The sequence below is a fragment of the Streptomyces sp. NPDC014623 genome (assembly GCF_043088245.1).
In the GTDB taxonomy this organism is placed as follows: Bacteria; Actinomycetota; Actinomycetes; order Streptomycetales; family Streptomycetaceae; genus Streptomyces.
Map to the genome: position 1 here is coordinate 38,970 of NZ_JBIBZU010000025.1, position 15,717 is coordinate 54,686.

The following is a 15,717-nucleotide window of genomic DNA, read 5'->3' on the forward strand; positions in this document are numbered from 1 at the left end:
ATCACCAGACAGGCCACGCATCGTGACGGCCGCGGAACCAGGAGTCCTGGAGGCATGAGACCAGCGTCACACGCGCCGAAACGACCGGCATCTCGAGTGCACCCGGAAACCTCACCTCACCGGCAGCGCCGTCCGGAGGAGGCGGACCGGGCAACGAAGGAGGGTGATGAGAGAGGGGCAGCGCGAGGGGTGCAGCTGTTCAGGCGGGGTCGCCCGTGGACACACGCAACTCGAAGTGGGCGCCCCGCTCAGGGATCGCGGTGCCCGAGGAGGGGAACTGGTCGACCACCTGGTCCTCGGCGTAGGTGTTGCCCTCCACCTTGATCTCCTTGATCGTCCAGCCTGCGGCCAGAGCACACGCCTTCGCGGAGAGGATGTCCTTGTAGACGAAACGCGGGGCCTGGACCTTCGCCGGGTCGTCCGTGTCCTCCATGGCGTCCGTGCAGTCCTCTTCGTCCATCGTCCGGTTCCGCTCCGGGGGCTTGTGCTCACCCGCCACCGTGGATTCGCCGGTGCTCGGGTCACCGCCCTTGCCGCCCTCGGAATCGTTATTCATGCTCAGGAAGGTGATCAGGCCCCCGAGCGCGACCAGCGCGACCACGATCGACCCCACGATGACGGGCATGTTGCGCTTGGAGGAGCCTCCCGCGCCCCCCGCGGGCTGCGGCGACATCGTGTACGGAGGCGGAGTCCGCTGCCCGAGGTGCGCCGGTGCGCCGTAGGGCTGGGCCGCCTGCGGGTAGCCGTATCCCGGAGTGGGAGCGGGTGTCGGTGCGCCGTAGGGGCCTGGCTGGTGCTGCTGGTGGGTGTGCGGCTGGTACGGCGTCTGCACGCCCTGCGGCGCCGGCACACCCTGGTCGACGGGAGGGAAGACCGCCGAGCCGACCCCCGAACCGCTGTTCGCCGGACTGCTGCCGCTGATGATCGCCGGAGCACCCGCGGGGCCGCTCGCGTTCAGCACACGCGCGATCTCGTCCTGCATCGCCGCGGCGCTCGGGAAGCGCTCGTTCGGGTTCTTTTTCAGCGCGCGGGCGACGAGGGCGTCCATCGCGGGCGTGATCGAACGGTTGATGCTCGACGGGGCGACCGGCTCCTCCTGCACATGCGCGTACGCGATGGCGAGCGGGGAGTCCGCATCGAACGGGATGCGTCCCGTGAGCAGCTGGAAGAGCATGATGCCGACCGAGTACAGGTCGGAACGCGCGTCGACGCCGCGGCCGAGCGCCTGCTCGGGGGAGAGGTACTGCGGGGTACCCACGACCATGCCGGTCTGGGTCATCGAGGTGACGCCCGACTGCATGGCCCGGGCGATGCCGAAGTCCATCACCTTGACGACGCCACGCTTGGTCATCATCACGTTGCCGGGCTTGATGTCGCGGTGGACCAGGCCCATCTCGTGGCTGGTCTCCAGGGCGGCGAGCACATCGGCCGTCACCTTGAGGGCCTTGTCGGCCGGCATCGCGCCGTACTGCTGGATGTCCGACTGGAGCACGGAGCCCAGCGGCTGTCCCTCGACGTACTCCATGACGATGTACGGCATCAGTGCGCCGCCCAGCTCGTCCTCGCCCGTGTCGAACACCGAGACGATGTTGGTGTGCTGCAGCTTGGCGACGGCTTGCGCCTCGCGCCGGAACCGCTCGCGGAAGGACTGCTCGCGCCCGAGCTCCGTGTGCAGCGTCTTGATGGCGACCTGCCGGTCCAGCGCGGAGTCGTACGCGAGGTAGACGGAAGCCATACCGCCCTCGCCGAGCAGGTCGCGCAGCTGGTAGCGGCCGCCGGCCACGGAACCGCCCGCGTAACGCCCCTGTGCGCCGTCGTGGCTCATGACTTGCATCCCCCTCGGCGCCCGGCGGACGCGATCATCCCTGTTACGGGCCAAGTCTGCCCGAGGGGTCCGACACGTCAAGCCGGGTGCCCGTTCCGTGACCCTACGCACAAGAAGCGTCTCGGAAGCGTTACAGGAAGCGCATGGAATTTGCGCGGACGGCGCGCGAGCCGATTGGATGGCCCGTCACTCTGGGAACCGGTGTGTCGCACAGAGGCTGTAGCGTGACGTGGCAATGCAGCAAGGCACCGTGAGAACCCGCGGACGCGCGGACAGATACGACGGCGAGGACTGATGGCACCCGAATCCGAAGCAAACGGCGGCGGAGTTTCGGATGGCACCGACTCCTGGGGTGTCGGCGGTGTGGTCGGGGACGGCCGATACCGCATGACCCACCGGCTCGGCCGCGGCGGTATGGCCGAGGTCTACGCCGCGGAGGACGTCCGTCTGGGACGCACGGTGGCGGTGAAGCTGCTCCGCTCCGATCTTGCCGAGGACCCGGTCTCCAAGGCCCGTTTCACGCGTGAGGCCCAGTCGGTCGCGGGGCTCAACCACCATGCGATCGTCGCCGTGTACGACTCCGGCGAGGACGTCGTGGGCGGGTCGACCGTGCCCTACATCGTCATGGAGCTCGTCGAGGGCAACACCATCCGTGACCTGCTGCTCGAAGCCGAGGCACCGCCGACCGAGCAGGCTCTGATCATCGTCTCGGGGGTCCTGGAAGCCCTGGCGTACTCCCACCAGCACGGCATCGTGCACCGTGACATCAAGCCGGCGAACGTGATCATCACGCACTCCGGAGCGGTCAAGGTCATGGACTTCGGCATCGCTCGTGCACTGCACGGCGCCCAGTCGACGATGACCCAGACCGGCATGGTCATGGGCACGCCCCAGTACCTCTCCCCCGAGCAGGCGCTCGGCAAGGCGGTCGACCACCGCTCGGACCTGTACGCCACCGGCTGCCTGCTCTACGAACTGCTCGCCCTGCGGCCCCCGTTCACCGGCGAGACCCCGCTCTCCGTCGTCTACCAGCACGTCCAGGACATGCCGGTCCCGCCCTCCCACGTCGCGGGTGAGGTTCCGCCGGAGCTGGACGGGCTCGTCATGCGCTCCCTCGCGAAGGACCCGGACGACCGGTTCCAGAGCGCCGAGGAGATGCGCGGCCTCATCCAGTACAGCCTGCAGATGCTGCAGGTCCAAGGCGGGCACACGGGCACCTGGAACACCGGCCCGGTCAACACGCACGACAGCGGTCACACGGCGGCGATGAACATCGGAGGCGGCACCGCGGTCATGGGGCACCCCATGCACGGGGACACCTCGCAGGGCCCGATCCTGCCGCCCATGAACCCCGAGGACGGGGCATACGCGGGCGGTCACAACAGCGGCGGCGGCCGCGGCAAGATGTGGCTGTTCGTCCTGCTCGCCATCATCGCGATCGGTGCGGGTGTCGCGTTCGCCATGCAGGCCGCGGACAACGGCGGTACGAAGGAGAAGCCGCCCGCCACGACCTCTCCTTCGGCGTCCCCGTCCGAGACGAAGGCCTCACCGAAGCCGTCGGAGGAGGAGACGGAAGAGGAGTCGACGGCGCCGGACAACTCCACGGGCGGTAACAGCTGGCCCAGCAGGGAACCGTCGTGGAATCCGACCGATCTGCCGTCCCAGGACCCGTCGGACACCCCGTCGTCGCCGGACCCCGGGACGAGTGACGGCGGCAGCTCCACGACCGAGGGCGGAACCGGCGACGACGACGGCGGAACCGGCGACGACAACGGCGGCACCGGCGACGACGGCGGCACCGAGGGCACCAGCGAAGGAACGACCGAGGGCAGCGGCACGACGACCGAGGGCAGCGGTGGCGGTACGGCCACGGGGGCCTCGGCCGGCGCCGCCGCAGGTGCGTCCACCGGCACGGGGACGGGCACCACGCCCTGAACAGGGGCCGGGGACCCCGGGCCTTCACCCCGTGAAGGCCTCGCTGACCGTCTCGTACTCGCGCGTCCACCACACCGCCAGGGCCGACACCGCAGGGAACTGCGGGTCGGCCCTGCGGTCGTGCAGGCGGTAGCGCCAGCGCAGTATCCAGAAGTCGTTGAGGCGCTCCCACCAGACCCGGTGCACCGCGGCCGCCAGCTCGGCCGCCCCGGCGCCCGCCGCACACCGGTAGGCGCGTGCGTACGCCCGCACCTTCTCCAGCGCCAGTTTCCCGTCCGGGCGGACGAAGAAGATCGCCGCAGCCCGTACGGCTTCCTCCGCGCGCGGCTGCACGCCGAGCCGGTCCCAGTCCACGATCGCTACGGGGTCGGCGCCGCGGTAGAGCAGGTTCAACGGGTGGAAGTCGCCGTGGACCCATCCCCTGGCAGAACAGCCGGGGGTGGGCGGGCGGCGGTGCGCGTGCTGTTCCAGCAGGGCACGGCGTTCGACGAGGCGGTGCACGGCGAGCTCGTCGAAGGCGTCCCGGGGGCCCAGACGCCGCGCGGCGGCCAGCAGCTCGTCGATCAGCGTGAACGTGTCGGCGGGATCAGGACTCTGCCCCCGCGCCGGAGGCGGTGGGGCCGCCTCCATGACCTGCTCCAGGCCCATGTGCACGGCTCCGAGGAGGGCGCCGAGCCGACGCGACTGGGCGGTCGTCAGCTGCGCGCCGTCCCGGTGGAGGCCGTCCACCCACCGGTGCAGGGCGTAACGCTGTCCGTCGATCACCGTGACCGTGTCACCCTCTGTGTCCGTGAGGGGCGGGGCCACCGGCACACCGAGGGAATGCAGCTGCTGGGTCGCCCGGTGCTGCCGGACGATCGTGGCGTGGTCGCCGCTGGCGTCGTCGAGGTGGTGCTTGTCGAGGTGGTGCTTGAGGAAGTAGGCGCCACGGGTGGTGGACACGCGGTAACCGTGGTTGAGCAGGCCCTTGCTGAGGGGTTCGCAGGCGAGGGGTTCGCCGGTGTCCGGGTAGCGGCGCAGGACCTCGTCGACCGGAGGGACAGGCGGAAGGGTCACAGATGAGCGCAGCACTCGCCACATGTTAGGTGACGCTAAGTGTGCGGCCTTACGGACTTGCGTCGAAGGTCAGAGTGTGCATATGGGCGAGGTGTGGATCGAGCCTGAGGTAGACCGGGTCGAAGTGCTCGCCGTTCACCTCGGCGGGGCCGTTCCCGAAACGTTCGCGCTGCTCAGGGGCCGGTCGCACGAGCTGTACGGGGCCGGTGAACTGCACCGACCAGAGATCTTCCGTGCCGTCGGGGGCGGTGGAGCTGAAGTTGTCCGCCCCGTACGCGATGACTCCGCCGTCGCAGGACTCGTGGAAACCGAACCCTCTGTGCGTCCTCAGGACGACGCGGCCCTCGATCACCAGGTGCCGGGCCACCGCCAGGAAGGGCAGGGCCCGCATACTCGTCGCCAGCCGGCCGTGGCGGACACTGCCGAGCAGTTCGATGGCGCGGAGCTTCTCGGCACCGCAGGAGCCGGAGGTCTCACCGGAGGCGGAAGGGCCGAAGGGGCCGAGGGGCTCGCCGGAGCCGGAGCCGAGAGGGCCGAAAAAGCCGGTACCTGTCATGGTTCCGGTGCCGGAGGGGAGGGGAGAAGGCATGCCTTCCACTCTCAAGGACATGTAGGGGGCGCGTAAGGGCCGGTCGCCCCCGGCGGGCCGGGACCAAGGTCCCCGCCCCGCCGGCTCAGCGCTTCTCGGCCTGGAGCCTCGCGACGTAGGCCGCCGCCTGGGAACGCCGCTCCATGCCCAGCTTGGAGAGCAGGCTGGAGACGTAGTTCTTGATGGTCTTCTCGGCGAGGTGCAGCCGCTCGCCGATCACGCGGTTCGTCAGTCCCTCGCCGATCAGGTCGAGGATCCTGCGCTCCTGCTCGGTCAGCCCGGCGAGGCGGTCGTCGCCCTTGCTCTCCTTGCCCTCGCGCAGCCGTTCCAGCACCCGGGCGGTGGCCGCCGGGTCGAGCAGGGACTTGCCGGCCGCCACGTCGCGTACGGCGCTGAGCAGCTCGTCGCCCCGGATGGCTTTCAGCACGTACCCCGAGGCGCCCGCCATGATCGCGTCGAAGAGGGCCTCGTCATCGGCGTAGGAGGTGAGCATCAGGCATTTGACGTCCTCGTCCCGGGAGCGGACCTCACGGCAGACCTCCACCCCGCTGCCGTCCGGCAGGCGCACGTCCAGGACGGCGACGTCGGGCCGGGCCGCCGGGATCCGTGCGAGCGCGTCCGTCGCCGTGCCGGCCTCGCCGACGACCTCGATGTCTTCCTCGGCGGCCAGCAGCTCGTGAACGCCGCGCCGGACGACTTCATGATCATCGAGCAGGAATACCGTGATTTTTCCTTCTTCGCGCACATTCGCAGTCTCACACACTCGCTGGTCCTCCGCCCTTCCCTGGAACTGCCTGCCGGGATAACGTGCCGTTGTTCCGGCCGCCTGCCAGGCTCTTACCAGTGCTGTGACCAGCGGGAGTTCGCGATTTTCGCGATTTACTTGGAAATCCAAGCAAAATCGCAGGTCACAAGGTGTTTCGCAGTTATGCGATGCACTGGGTAACGTGCTTAGGACAGGACGCTCGCCGGGGCACCTGTCACGCCTGTTCCCGGCCGAGCGGCACCCACCCCGTGCACGGGTCCGGACACAGGCGAGCCGCACTGGTTCCCGGCCATCCCGGGGGCCGGACCGACGGAGGAGCACGCACGTGACCGTGGAGAGCACTGCCGCGCGCAAACCGCGACGCAGCAGCAAGCGGACCAGCGCCGCGAAGACGCCCGCGAAGACACCGGAGGGTCCCGGCCCTCAGCTGGTGCAGCTGCTGACGCCCGAGGGCGAGCGCGTCGCACATCCGGACTTCGAGATCGACCTGAGTGCGGACGAGCTCCGCGGCCTCTACCGGGACATGGTCCTGACCCGTCGTTTCGACGCCGAGGCCACCGCGCTGCAGCGCCAGGGCGAGCTGGGCCTGTGGGCCTCGCTGCTGGGCCAGGAGGCCGCACAGATCGGTTCCGGCCGCGCGCTGCACGACGACGACTACGTCTTCCCCACCTACCGGGAGCACGGCGTCGCCTGGTGCCGGGGCGTCGACCCGACCAACCTGCTCGGGATGTTCCGCGGTGTGAACCACGGCGGCTGGGACCCGAGCAGCAACAACTTCCACCTGTACACGATCGTCATCGGCTCGCAGACCCTGCACGCCACGGGCTATGCCATGGGCGTGGCCAAGGACGGCGCGGACTCGGCGGTCATCGCGTACTTCGGTGACGGGGCCTCCAGCCAGGGAGACGTGGCGGAGGCGTTCACCTTCTCCGCCGTCTACAACGCTCCCGTCGTGTTCTTCTGCCAGAACAACCAGTGGGCGATCTCCGAGCCGACCGAGAAGCAGACGCGCGTGCCGCTCTACCAGCGTGCGCAGGGCTTCGGCTTCCCCGGTGTGCGGGTCGACGGCAACGACGTACTGGCGTGCCTGGCCGTCACCAGGTCGGCGCTGGAGCGGGCCCGGCGGGGCGAGGGGCCCACCCTCGTCGAGGCGTTCACCTACCGGATGGGCGCCCACACCACCTCCGACGACCCGACCAAGTACCGGGCGGACGAGGAGCGGGCGGCCTGGGAGGCCAAGGACCCGATCCTGCGGCTGCGTACGTACCTGGAGAAGCAGGACCTCGCCGACGCGGCGTACTTCACCGCGCTGGAGGAGGAGAGCGAGGCCCTCGGCAAGCGGGTGCGCGAAGCGGTGCGGTCCATGCCCGACCCTGACCGGCTGGCGATCTTCGACCACACGTACGCCGACGGCAACCCGCTCGTCGACGAGGAGCGCGCCCAGTTCGCCGCCTACCAGGCGTCGTTCGCCGAGGAGGGCAACTAGCCATGGCCGCTGAGAAGATGTCTCTCGCGAAGGCGCTCAACGAGTCGCTCCGCAAGGCTCTCGAGACAGACCCCAAGGTCCTCATCATGGGTGAGGACGTCGGCAAGCTGGGCGGGGTCTTCCGCATCACGGACGGGCTCCAGAAGGACTTCGGCGAGGGCCGGGTCATCGACACCCCGCTCGCGGAGTCCGGCATCGTCGGTACGGCGATCGGCCTGGCCCTGCGCGGTTACCGCCCGATCGTCGAGATCCAGTTCGACGGCTTCGTCTTCCCCGCGTACGACCAGATCGTCACGCAGCTCGCCAAGATGCACGCCCGTGCCCTCGGCAAGATCAAGATGCCGGTCGTCATCCGCATCCCGTACGGCGGTGGCATCGGTGCCGTCGAGCACCACAGCGAGTCGCCCGAAGCGCTGTTCGCGCACGTGGCGGGCCTGAAGGTCGTCTCGCCGTCCAACGCGAGCGACGCGTACTGGATGATGCAGCAGGCCGTCCAGAGCGACGATCCGATCATCTTCTTCGAGCCCAAGCGGCGCTACTGGGACAAGGGGGAGCTCGACACGGAGTCCATCCCCGGCCCGCTCCACAAGGCCGCCGTGGCCCGTGAGGGTTCCGACCTCACGCTCGTCGCGTACGGCCCGATGGTGAAGGTCTGCCTGGAGGCGGCCGCCGCGGCGCAGGAGGAGGGAAAGTCGATCGAGGTCCTGGACCTGCGGTCGATGTCGCCGATCGACTTCGACACCGTACAGACCTCGGTCGAGAAGACCGGCCGGCTCGTGGTGGTCCACGAGGCGCCGGTGTTCTACGGCTCCGGGGCCGAGATCGCGGCCCGGATCACCGAGCGCTGCTTCTACCATCTCGAAGCACCGGTGCTGCGGGTCGGCGGCTACCACGCCCCCTACCCGCCGGCCAGGCTCGAGGACGAGTACCTGCCGGGTCTCGACCGGGTGCTCGACGCCGTCGACCGCTCGCTGGCGTACTGAGGAGAGGGCCGTGACGACGATGACCGAAACGTCTGCTCGTTTCCGCGAGTTCAAGATGCCCGATGTGGGCGAGGGGCTGACCGAGGCGGAGATCCTCAAGTGGTTCGTCCAGCCCGGCGACACCGTCACCGACGGCCAGGTGGTGTGCGAGGTCGAGACGGCGAAGGCCGCCGTGGAGCTGCCGATCCCGTTCGACGGGGTGGTGCACGAGCTGCGCTTCCCCGAGGGCACGACCGTCGACGTCGGCGAGGTGATCATCGCGGTGGACGTGGCGCCGGGCAGCGGTGACGCCCCGGCCGAGGCCGCGGAAACCGTTCAGCAGCCTGTGGCCGAGGCCGAACCGGAAGCGCCCAAGGGCCGCCAGCCGGTGCTCGTCGGCTACGGCGTGGCGGAGAGTTCCACCAAGCGCCGTGCCCGCAAGGGGCCCGGTGTCCCGGGTCCGGCCGCCGCCGCGGTCCAGGCGGAGATCAACGGCCACGGCGCGCAGGCCCCGGAGAGCCGTCCGCTCGCCAAGCCGCCGGTGCGCAAGCTGGCGAAGGACCTGGGCATCGACCTCACCACGGTCACCCCGACCGGCGAGGGCGGTGTCATCACCCGCGAGGACGTCCACGCGGCTGCCGCACCGGTGCCCGTCGAGGCTCCCGCGCGGGCCGGGGGGGCCGCCACGGTGCCCGCTTCCGTGACGGCACCGCCGGCTCAGGCCGGCCGGGAGACCCGCATCCCGGTCAAGGGCGTGCGCAAGGCCATCGCGCAGGCCATGGTCGGCAGTGCCTTCACCGCGCCGCACGTCACCGAGTTCGTGACCGTCGACGTGACGCGCACGATGAAACTCGTGGCGGAGCTCAAGGAGGACAAGGACATGGCGGGGGTCCGGGTCAACCCGCTCCTGATCGTCGCCAAGGCGCTCCTGGTCGCGATCAGGCGCAACCCGGAGATCAACGCCACCTGGGACGAGGCCGCCCAGGAGATCGTGCAGAAGCACTACGTCAACCTGGGTATCGCCGCTGCCACCCCGCGCGGTCTGATCGTGCCGAACATCAAGGACGCGCACGACAAGACCCTGCCCCAGCTGGGCGAGGCGCTGGGTGAGCTGGTCTCCACGGCCCGTGAGGGCAAGACGTCCCCCGCCGCGATGGCGGGCGGCACGGTGACCATCACCAACGTCGGTGTCTTCGGCGTCGACACGGGTACGCCGATCCTGAACCCGGGCGAGTCCGCGATCCTCGCGGTCGGAGCGATCAAGCTCCAGCCCTGGGTCCACAAGGGCAAGGTGAAGCCCCGCCAGGTGACCACTCTGGCGCTCTCCTTCGACCACCGGCTGGTCGACGGCGAGCTCGGTTCCAAGGTGCTCGCGGACGTCGCGGCGGTCCTGGAGCAGCCGAAGCGGCTGATCACCTGGGCCTAGGAGGCCACGCAGAGGGGCCCACCGCATCGCGCGGTGGGCCCCTCTGCGCGTGCGGGCCGGTTACTTCTTGAAGCCGTAGTCCAGGAGCTTCTTCGCGTCGGCCGTCCGGGTGGTCGCGGACGTGGAGGTGAGGACGGTCCCGATGACCGTCTTGCCGTTCCGGGTCGCGGCGAAGACCAGGCAGTACTTGGCCGTCGGCCCCGAACCGGTCTTCACGCCGATCGCGCCGCTGTAACTGCTCAGCAGCGGGTTGGTGTTGGACCATGACATGTAGCGGTAGCCGCCGCTCTTCGTCGTGACCTTCTGCTTGGTCGACTTCGTCTTCACGATCGCGCGGAACGTGGAGTTCTTCATCGCGCTGCTGGTGATCTTCGTCAGGTCGCGCGGTGTGGAGTAGTTCGATCCGCTGCCGATGCCGTCGAACGAGTCGAAGTGGGTGTTCTTCAGGCCGAGGCTCTTCGCGGAGGCGTTCATCTTGCCGATGAAGGACTTCACCCTGGCCGCGCGCGTGGAGCCGGAGCCGAACTTGTCGGCGAGCGCGTACGCGGCGTCGCAGCCCGAGGGCAGCATCAGGCCGTACAGGAGCTGACGGACCGTGACCTTGTCGCCGACGATCAGCCGGGCCGACGAGGCGGTGTTCTTGACGATGTAGTCGCTGTACGCCTTCTGGACCGTGACCTTGGAGTCAAGGTTCAGGTTCTTCTGCGCCAGTACCACCTTGGCGGTCATGATCTTCGTCGTGGAACCGGTGGAGCGGCGGGTGTCCGCGGTCTTGGTGTAGAGCGCCTTCCCGGTGCCGTCGTTCATCACGAAACCGCCCTTGGCGGTGATCGTGGGCGTCGGCGGTGCCGCAGCGTGGGCTGTGGACGCGAACGCGCCGCCGGTGAGGACGGCGCCCGCGGTGAGGGACACAGTGGCGGCGACGGCTGCGCGGTTCATGGCCTTGAGACCGATGTTCAAGTCAAACGCTCCAAATACACCTGAAATGCGGCAACATGAAGTGTTGCTCGCTGATGAGACTCGCGAGGTGGCCCGATGGATGTACCCCCGAAAGGGTGATGTGTTCCGGGCGGACGGATCATACGGCCGCGACCGGGCCGGGTCTCGGACGGGTGGGCGGTCCGGATTCCGGACGGGGAGACGGACGCACCCATCTTGTATCTATGCTGTGTGCATGCCTGCTGCACCTACTGCCTCGCCCGCTGTCCCCAAGCCGCCCCCCGCGGCCGAGCGCGTCTACACCCACATCAAGGAGGCGGTCCTCGACCGCCGCTACGAGGGCGGCACGCTTCTCACCGAGGGCGACCTGGCCGACGCCGTCGGCGTATCCCGCACCCCGGTGCGGGAGGCGCTGCTCCGACTGGAGGCCGAAGGGCTGATCAAGCTCTACCCGAAGAAGGGCGCCCTGGTGCTCGCGGTCTCCGCGCAGGAGATCTCCGACGTGGTGGAGACCCGGCTGCTCGTGGAGGAGTTCGCCGCACGCAAGGCCGTGCCCGCGTCGGCGCAGCTGATCGCCCGGCTCGAACAGCTCCTGGGGGAACAGCGGGAGCTCGCCGAGGCAGGCGATCTGGCGGCGGTTTCCGTCAAGGACCGCTGCTTCCACGCGGAGATCGTGAAGAACGCGGGCAACGAGATCCTCTCACGCCTCTACGACCAGCTCCGTGACCGGCAGCTGCGGATGGGCGTCGCCGTCATGGAGGCGCACCCCGGCCGCGTCGACGCCAACATCACCGAGCACGGTGAGCTGCTGGACGCCATCAGGTCGGGCGACGCGGAAGGAGCCGCACAGGTCGTACGGCGCCATGTAAGCCGGGTCAAGGTGCTGGTCCGGGGGGATGACCGGTGACCTCCGCCGCTCCGGCCCTCTCCCTGCCCGGAGATCCGCCCGGCGGCCGTCGCGCCGCGTGGGTCTGGGGCATCGGCGTCGCCGTCTACTTCGTCGCCATCATCTTCCGTACGAGCCTGGGTGTCGCCGGCCTCGACGCGGCGGACCGGTTCGACGTCAACGCCTCGGCCCTGTCGACGTTCTCCATCCTCCAGCTGCTCGTCTACGCCGGTATGCAGATACCCGTGGGTCTCCTGGTCGACCGGCTCGGCACCAAGAAGGTCCTCACCATCGGGGTGGTGCTCTTCACGGCCGGGCAGCTGGGTTTCGCCCTCTCCCCCTCCTACGGCATGGCGCTCGCCTCACGCGCGCTGCTCGGCTGCGGCGACGCGATGACGTTCATCAGCGTGCTGCGGCTCGGCGCCCGGTGGTTCCCGGCGCGGCGCGGGCCGCTGATCGGGCAGGTGGCCGCACTCTTCGGGATGGCGGGCAACCTCGTCTCGACGCTCCTCATCGCCCGCGCGCTGCACGGGTTCGGCTGGACCACGACGTTCGTCGGAAGCTCGCTGGCGGGCGTGGTGGTGCTGGTCCTGCTGCTGCTCTTCCTCAAGGACCATCCCGAGGGCCACGAGCCGCCGCCCGCCGAGCACGCCGGAGCGGCGTACGTGCGGAAGCAGATCGCCGCCTCCTGGCGGGAGCCGGGCACCCGCCTGGGCATGTGGGTGCACTTCACCACGCAGTTCCCGGCCATGGTCTTCCTGCTGCTGTGGGGGATGCCGTTCCTGGTGGAGGCACAGGGGCTGAACAGGGGCACGGCCGGTGAACTGCTCACCCTGGTGGTGCTCTCCAACATGGCCGTGGGGCTCGTCTACGGGCAGGTGATCGCTCGCCACCACGCGGCGCGCGCCCCGCTGGCCCTGGGCACGGTCGCGATGACCGCACTGCTCTGGGCGGCCACGATCTTCTACCCCGGCGACCATGCGCCGATGTGGCTGCTGATCACCCTGTGCCTGGTGCTCGGCGCCTGCGGCCCGGCCTCGATGATCGGCTTCGACTTCGGCCGGCCGGCCAATCCGCCGGAACGCCAGGGCACCGCTTCCGGCATCGTCAACATGGGCGGTTTCGTCGCCTCGATGACGACACTGTTCGCGGTCGGTGTCCTCCTGGACGCGACCGGTGACAACTACCGCATCGCGTTCGCCTCGGTCTTCGTCCTGGAGGCACTCGGCGTCGTGCAGATCCTGCGGCTGCACGCCGACGCCACGCACAGGGAACGCGATCACCACGTCGTCAGCCGGGTCGAAGCCGTACACGTCCCCGCCTGACAGCGCCTCGGCGGCGCGCCCGTCCCGGTCCGCCGGCGGACGGGCGCCGCCGGTCGCGGTGCTAGGGGGTCAGGGCGAAGTGGCGCAGGATCTCGGACGCCAGGTCCTGGTCGCCCTCGATCTTGATCCGGTCCTCCACGGCCTGTGCCCGGACCCGGCCGCAGGCCAGTCGGTAGTACGTCTCCCAGTCCAGCGCCAGGGTCGCGGCGGGGCCCAGCGACGGCGCTCCGTCGACCGATCCGTGGCCGTCGCCGTCGACCCTGACCGTACGCAGGAACTCCAGCGGGCCGTGCACATCGAAGACCACGGCCGAGTTGGCCGGCGCGCCCGCGTCCTTGGCGACGACCTTCGCCAGGCCGGCCAGCAGGATGTCCCGGACGATCGGGGCGCCGGGGGAATCCAGGTTGCCGGGCTGTCCCAGCGTCGTACGCAGATCCTGCTCGTGCACCCAGACGTCGAAGGCCCGCATGCGCAGAGCCAGCTCCAGCGTCTGTTCGGCGCCGAGGGGCGCCCGCACCATGGTCTCGGGCGCACGCGATTCGTTGCGCAGCTGGCGCATGCGCCGGATGAGCGTGTACTCCAGCTCCGAGGTCATCTCCGGGGCCGTGTGGTGGCGCCGTACGTCGACCTGCATCTCCATGTAGCGCTGGTGGTCGTTCTGCACGTGGTACAGGTCGCGCGGCAGCGTGTGGATGGGACGGGGATCGCCGAGCTGCTCGCACTCCATGCCGATGACGTGCGACACGATGTCGCGTACCGACCAGCCCGGGCAGGGCGTCCGGCGGTTCCACTCGCCTTCGGGGAGCGGCTTGACCAGCTCGGCTATCGACTCGACGGAGTGGGTCCAGGCATCGGCATAGGTCTGGAGGCTGGGATGGACGGTCACGGGACCCCTCGTGCGGTTCTGCGGTGCATGGGCTGGAGAGCAGGGGAGTGCCGACGGGAGGGCCGGCACCGACGGTGCTGTCTGCGGGCTGCGTGGGAGGTTCGCTCGCTAAGTTACGCTGCGAGCAGGCACCCCGGCAGTGCTTTCGTGTGACGATCGTAGGCCCGTGTTGACGGCTTCCATGCCAGGACGGTGGTAGTGTGCACGCCTCTCTCATCCAGATTGCAATAAACCCGGATGAAACAGTCAATTCCCGTAGGGAGCGCGTGGCTTCGCTGGTCGTGGCCCAGCGGGGTGCGGACCTGGTTGTCCTCCCGGAGCTCTGGCCGGTGGGCGCCTTCGCTTATGCCGCTTTCGCCGACGAGGCCGAGCCGCTGCACGGACCCACGCACGACATCATGGCGAAGGCCGCGGCCGAGGCCGGGGTCTGGCTGCATGCCGGGTCCTTCGTCGAGCGCGCCGAGGACGGCACCCTCTACAACACGTCGCTGGTGTTCTCGCCCGAAGGCCGACGGGCCGCCGCTTACCGCAAGATCCATCGCTTCGGTTTCGACAAGGGCGAGGCGGTCATGATGGGGGCGGGCGAGGAACTCGTCACCGTCGCTCTGCCGGAGACCGTCCTCGGCCTCGCCACGTGTTACGACCTGCGCTTCCCCGAGCAGTTCCGGGGCCTCGTCGACGCGGGGGCCGAAACCCTGGTCGTCGCGGCCGGCTGGCCGGAGCGCCGCCGCTCGCACTGGACCCTGCTGGCGCAGGCCCGGGCGGTCGAGAACCAGGCGTACGTCCTGGCGGTCGGATCGGCGGGTGTCCACGCGGGCGTCGAGCAGGCGGGCCACAGCATCGTCGTCGACCCCTGGGGCGAGGTGCTCGCCGAGGCGGGGGCGGCCGAGGAAGTGCTCACCGTGGAGTTCGACCCGGCGAAGGCCGCCGCCACCCGGGAGCAGTTCCCGGCTCTCAAGGACCGCCGTCTGGGCCTCGCCCCGCGCCGCATCGCCTGAACCGTACGTGCGCGTCCCGTCGGCCCGGTTTCACGTGAAACCGGACCGAGGGGCCCTCCATGGTCCTGCGGCCAACCGTCCTTCAGCCGTCGCCGTGCTCCTTGTCCGCAAGGACGATCACGCAGACCGCCACCGCGAGGAGCAGGGGCGCGTCGGCGTCCTCCCGCACGATGTCGAGGCCGTACGTGTCGCGGACGGTCAGCCAGCGCCGGGAGATCTGGGCGAGCAGCTCGCCGTCGTAGTCGATGGCGAACTCGCGGTCGAGGATCTTGCCGCTGACGTCCAGCTCGGTTCCGTCCATCAGGGTCACCCGGTAGTGGTTGCGCAGGAGCGAGAGCCGCTTGCGTCTGACCGTGGCGAGCTGCTCACCGTCCCGCTCCATGATCATCGTGTCGCGCAGGCTGATCAGCTTCTGACGGATCTCCACCAGCACCCGGCCGCTCGTGTCCTTCAGCTCGAAGGTGTCACGGAGCCGCATGGCCTTGCCGTCGACGAGGAAGAGCTTCCGCCCGTCCGCGTCCTCGATCCAGTAGTCGTCGCCGACGCCGAACAGCCGCTCACGTACGAGAAGTCTCATGGATCACAGGTTCCCCGACGTCCAGCCGGAATGTGCGCAGGCCACGGTGCTGTTGACTGTT

14 protein-coding genes are annotated in these 15,717 nt (G+C 69.5%); 7 read left to right on the forward strand and 7 right to left on the reverse strand.

Annotated features, from left to right (window positions below; translation table 11 throughout):
* Window positions 1-199: 199 nt before the first annotated feature.
* Window positions 200-1,825, reverse strand: coding sequence for a protein kinase (locus ACF1FZ_RS30480; RefSeq protein ID WP_391776616.1), 1,626 nt, complete (start codon window positions 1,823-1,825; stop codon window positions 200-202).
* Between the two features lie 294 nt (window positions 1,826-2,119).
* On the opposite strand from ACF1FZ_RS30480, the gene ACF1FZ_RS30485 reads away from it, so the two are divergent.
* On the forward strand, window positions 2,120-3,760 hold the full coding sequence (locus tag ACF1FZ_RS30485) for a protein kinase (protein WP_391776617.1): 1,641 nt from the start codon (window positions 2,120-2,122) through the stop codon (window positions 3,758-3,760).
* A gap of 24 nt (window positions 3,761-3,784) precedes the next feature.
* Here ACF1FZ_RS30485 and ACF1FZ_RS30490 read toward each other — a convergent pair whose 3' ends face one another.
* The 3 genes from ACF1FZ_RS30490 to ACF1FZ_RS30500 form a co-directional block, all read right to left on the reverse strand.
* Entirely contained in the window at window positions 3,785-4,840 is a 1,056-nt protein-coding gene (locus ACF1FZ_RS30490; RefSeq protein WP_391776618.1) for a phosphotransferase, read from the reverse strand.
* A 25-nt stretch (window positions 4,841-4,865) separates the two neighbouring features.
* On the reverse strand, window positions 4,866-5,372 hold the full coding sequence (locus ACF1FZ_RS30495) for a pyridoxamine 5'-phosphate oxidase family protein (protein ID WP_391776671.1): 507 nt from the start codon (window positions 5,370-5,372) through the stop codon (window positions 4,866-4,868).
* Between the two features lie 118 nt (window positions 5,373-5,490).
* Window positions 5,491-6,150 carry a response regulator gene (locus ACF1FZ_RS30500; RefSeq protein WP_391776619.1) on the reverse strand — a complete coding sequence of 220 codons (660 nt, stop codon included), beginning with the start codon at window positions 6,148-6,150 and terminating at the stop codon, window positions 5,491-5,493.
* A 346-nt stretch (window positions 6,151-6,496) separates the two neighbouring features.
* On the opposite strand from ACF1FZ_RS30500, the gene pdhA reads away from it, so the two are divergent.
* The 3 genes from pdhA to ACF1FZ_RS30515 are packed head-to-tail and all read left to right on the forward strand — an operon-like array spanning window position 6,497 to window position 10,045.
* Window positions 6,497-7,657, forward strand: a complete 1,161-nt coding sequence (gene pdhA, locus ACF1FZ_RS30505; protein WP_391776620.1) for a pyruvate dehydrogenase (acetyl-transferring) E1 component subunit alpha — start codon at window positions 6,497-6,499, stop codon at window positions 7,655-7,657.
* A gap of 2 nt (window positions 7,658-7,659) precedes the next feature.
* The gene (locus ACF1FZ_RS30510) at window positions 7,660-8,640 is read left to right on the forward strand and encodes an alpha-ketoacid dehydrogenase subunit beta (protein WP_391776621.1); all 981 of its coding nucleotides are present in this window, start codon (window positions 7,660-7,662) and stop codon (window positions 8,638-8,640) included.
* A gap of 10 nt (window positions 8,641-8,650) precedes the next feature.
* The gene (locus ACF1FZ_RS30515) at window positions 8,651-10,045 is read left to right on the forward strand and encodes a dihydrolipoamide acetyltransferase family protein (protein WP_391776622.1); all 1,395 of its coding nucleotides are present in this window, start codon (window positions 8,651-8,653) and stop codon (window positions 10,043-10,045) included.
* Window positions 10,046-10,105: 60 nt separating this feature from the next.
* Here ACF1FZ_RS30515 and ACF1FZ_RS30520 read toward each other — a convergent pair whose 3' ends face one another.
* Complete coding sequence (locus tag ACF1FZ_RS30520; protein ID WP_391776672.1) at window positions 10,106-10,984, reverse strand: D-alanyl-D-alanine carboxypeptidase family protein; 879 nt, start codon at window positions 10,982-10,984, stop codon at window positions 10,106-10,108.
* Window positions 10,985-11,219: 235 nt separating this feature from the next.
* Between ACF1FZ_RS30520 and ACF1FZ_RS30525 the strand changes: the two genes are divergently transcribed.
* Entirely contained in the window at window positions 11,220-11,891 is a 672-nt protein-coding gene (locus ACF1FZ_RS30525; protein ID WP_391776623.1) for a GntR family transcriptional regulator, read from the forward strand.
* Window positions 11,888-13,195 carry a nitrate/nitrite transporter gene (locus ACF1FZ_RS30530; RefSeq protein ID WP_391776624.1) on the forward strand — a complete coding sequence of 436 codons (1,308 nt, stop codon included), beginning with the start codon at window positions 11,888-11,890 and terminating at the stop codon, window positions 13,193-13,195. The genes ACF1FZ_RS30525 and ACF1FZ_RS30530 overlap by 4 nt, the downstream gene beginning before the upstream one ends.
* 61 nt (window positions 13,196-13,256) lie before the next feature.
* On the opposite strand, the gene ACF1FZ_RS30535 is transcribed toward ACF1FZ_RS30530, so the two are convergent.
* Window positions 13,257-14,081 carry a maleylpyruvate isomerase family mycothiol-dependent enzyme gene (locus ACF1FZ_RS30535; protein WP_391776625.1) on the reverse strand — a complete coding sequence of 275 codons (825 nt, stop codon included), beginning with the start codon at window positions 14,079-14,081 and terminating at the stop codon, window positions 13,257-13,259.
* Between the two features lie 200 nt (window positions 14,082-14,281).
* On the opposite strand from ACF1FZ_RS30535, the gene ACF1FZ_RS30540 reads away from it, so the two are divergent.
* The gene (locus ACF1FZ_RS30540; RefSeq protein WP_391776626.1) at window positions 14,282-15,079 is read left to right on the forward strand and encodes a carbon-nitrogen family hydrolase; all 798 of its coding nucleotides are present in this window, start codon (window positions 14,282-14,284) and stop codon (window positions 15,077-15,079) included.
* An 82-nt stretch (window positions 15,080-15,161) separates the two neighbouring features.
* On the opposite strand, the gene ACF1FZ_RS30545 is transcribed toward ACF1FZ_RS30540, so the two are convergent.
* Complete coding sequence (locus ACF1FZ_RS30545) at window positions 15,162-15,656, reverse strand: LURP-one-related/scramblase family protein (RefSeq protein WP_391776627.1); 495 nt, start codon at window positions 15,654-15,656, stop codon at window positions 15,162-15,164.
* Between the last annotated feature and the right edge of the window lie 61 nt (window positions 15,657-15,717).

Bases quoted from the DNA above. Each gene is read 5' to 3' on its own strand.
- ACF1FZ_RS30485 (WP_391776617.1), top strand. From the start codon at position 2,120: ATGGCACCCGAATCCGAAGCAAACGGCGGCGGAGTTTCGGATGGCACC.
- ACF1FZ_RS30480 (WP_391776616.1), bottom strand. From the start codon at position 1,825: ATGAGCCACGACGGCGCACAGGGGCGTTACGCGGGCGGTTCCGTGGCC.
- ACF1FZ_RS30490 (WP_391776618.1), bottom strand. From the start codon at position 4,840: ATGTGGCGAGTGCTGCGCTCATCTGTGACCCTTCCGCCTGTCCCTCCG.
- ACF1FZ_RS30510 (WP_391776621.1), top strand. From the start codon at position 7,660: ATGGCCGCTGAGAAGATGTCTCTCGCGAAGGCGCTCAACGAGTCGCTC.
- ACF1FZ_RS30545 (WP_391776627.1), bottom strand. From the start codon at position 15,656: ATGAGACTTCTCGTACGTGAGCGGCTGTTCGGCGTCGGCGACGACTAC.
- ACF1FZ_RS30495 (WP_391776671.1), bottom strand. From the start codon at position 5,372: ATGACAGGTACCGGCTTTTTCGGCCCTCTCGGCTCCGGCTCCGGCGAG.
- ACF1FZ_RS30525 (WP_391776623.1), top strand. From the start codon at position 11,220: ATGCCTGCTGCACCTACTGCCTCGCCCGCTGTCCCCAAGCCGCCCCCC.
- ACF1FZ_RS30520 (WP_391776672.1), bottom strand. From the start codon at position 10,984: ATGAACCGCGCAGCCGTCGCCGCCACTGTGTCCCTCACCGCGGGCGCC.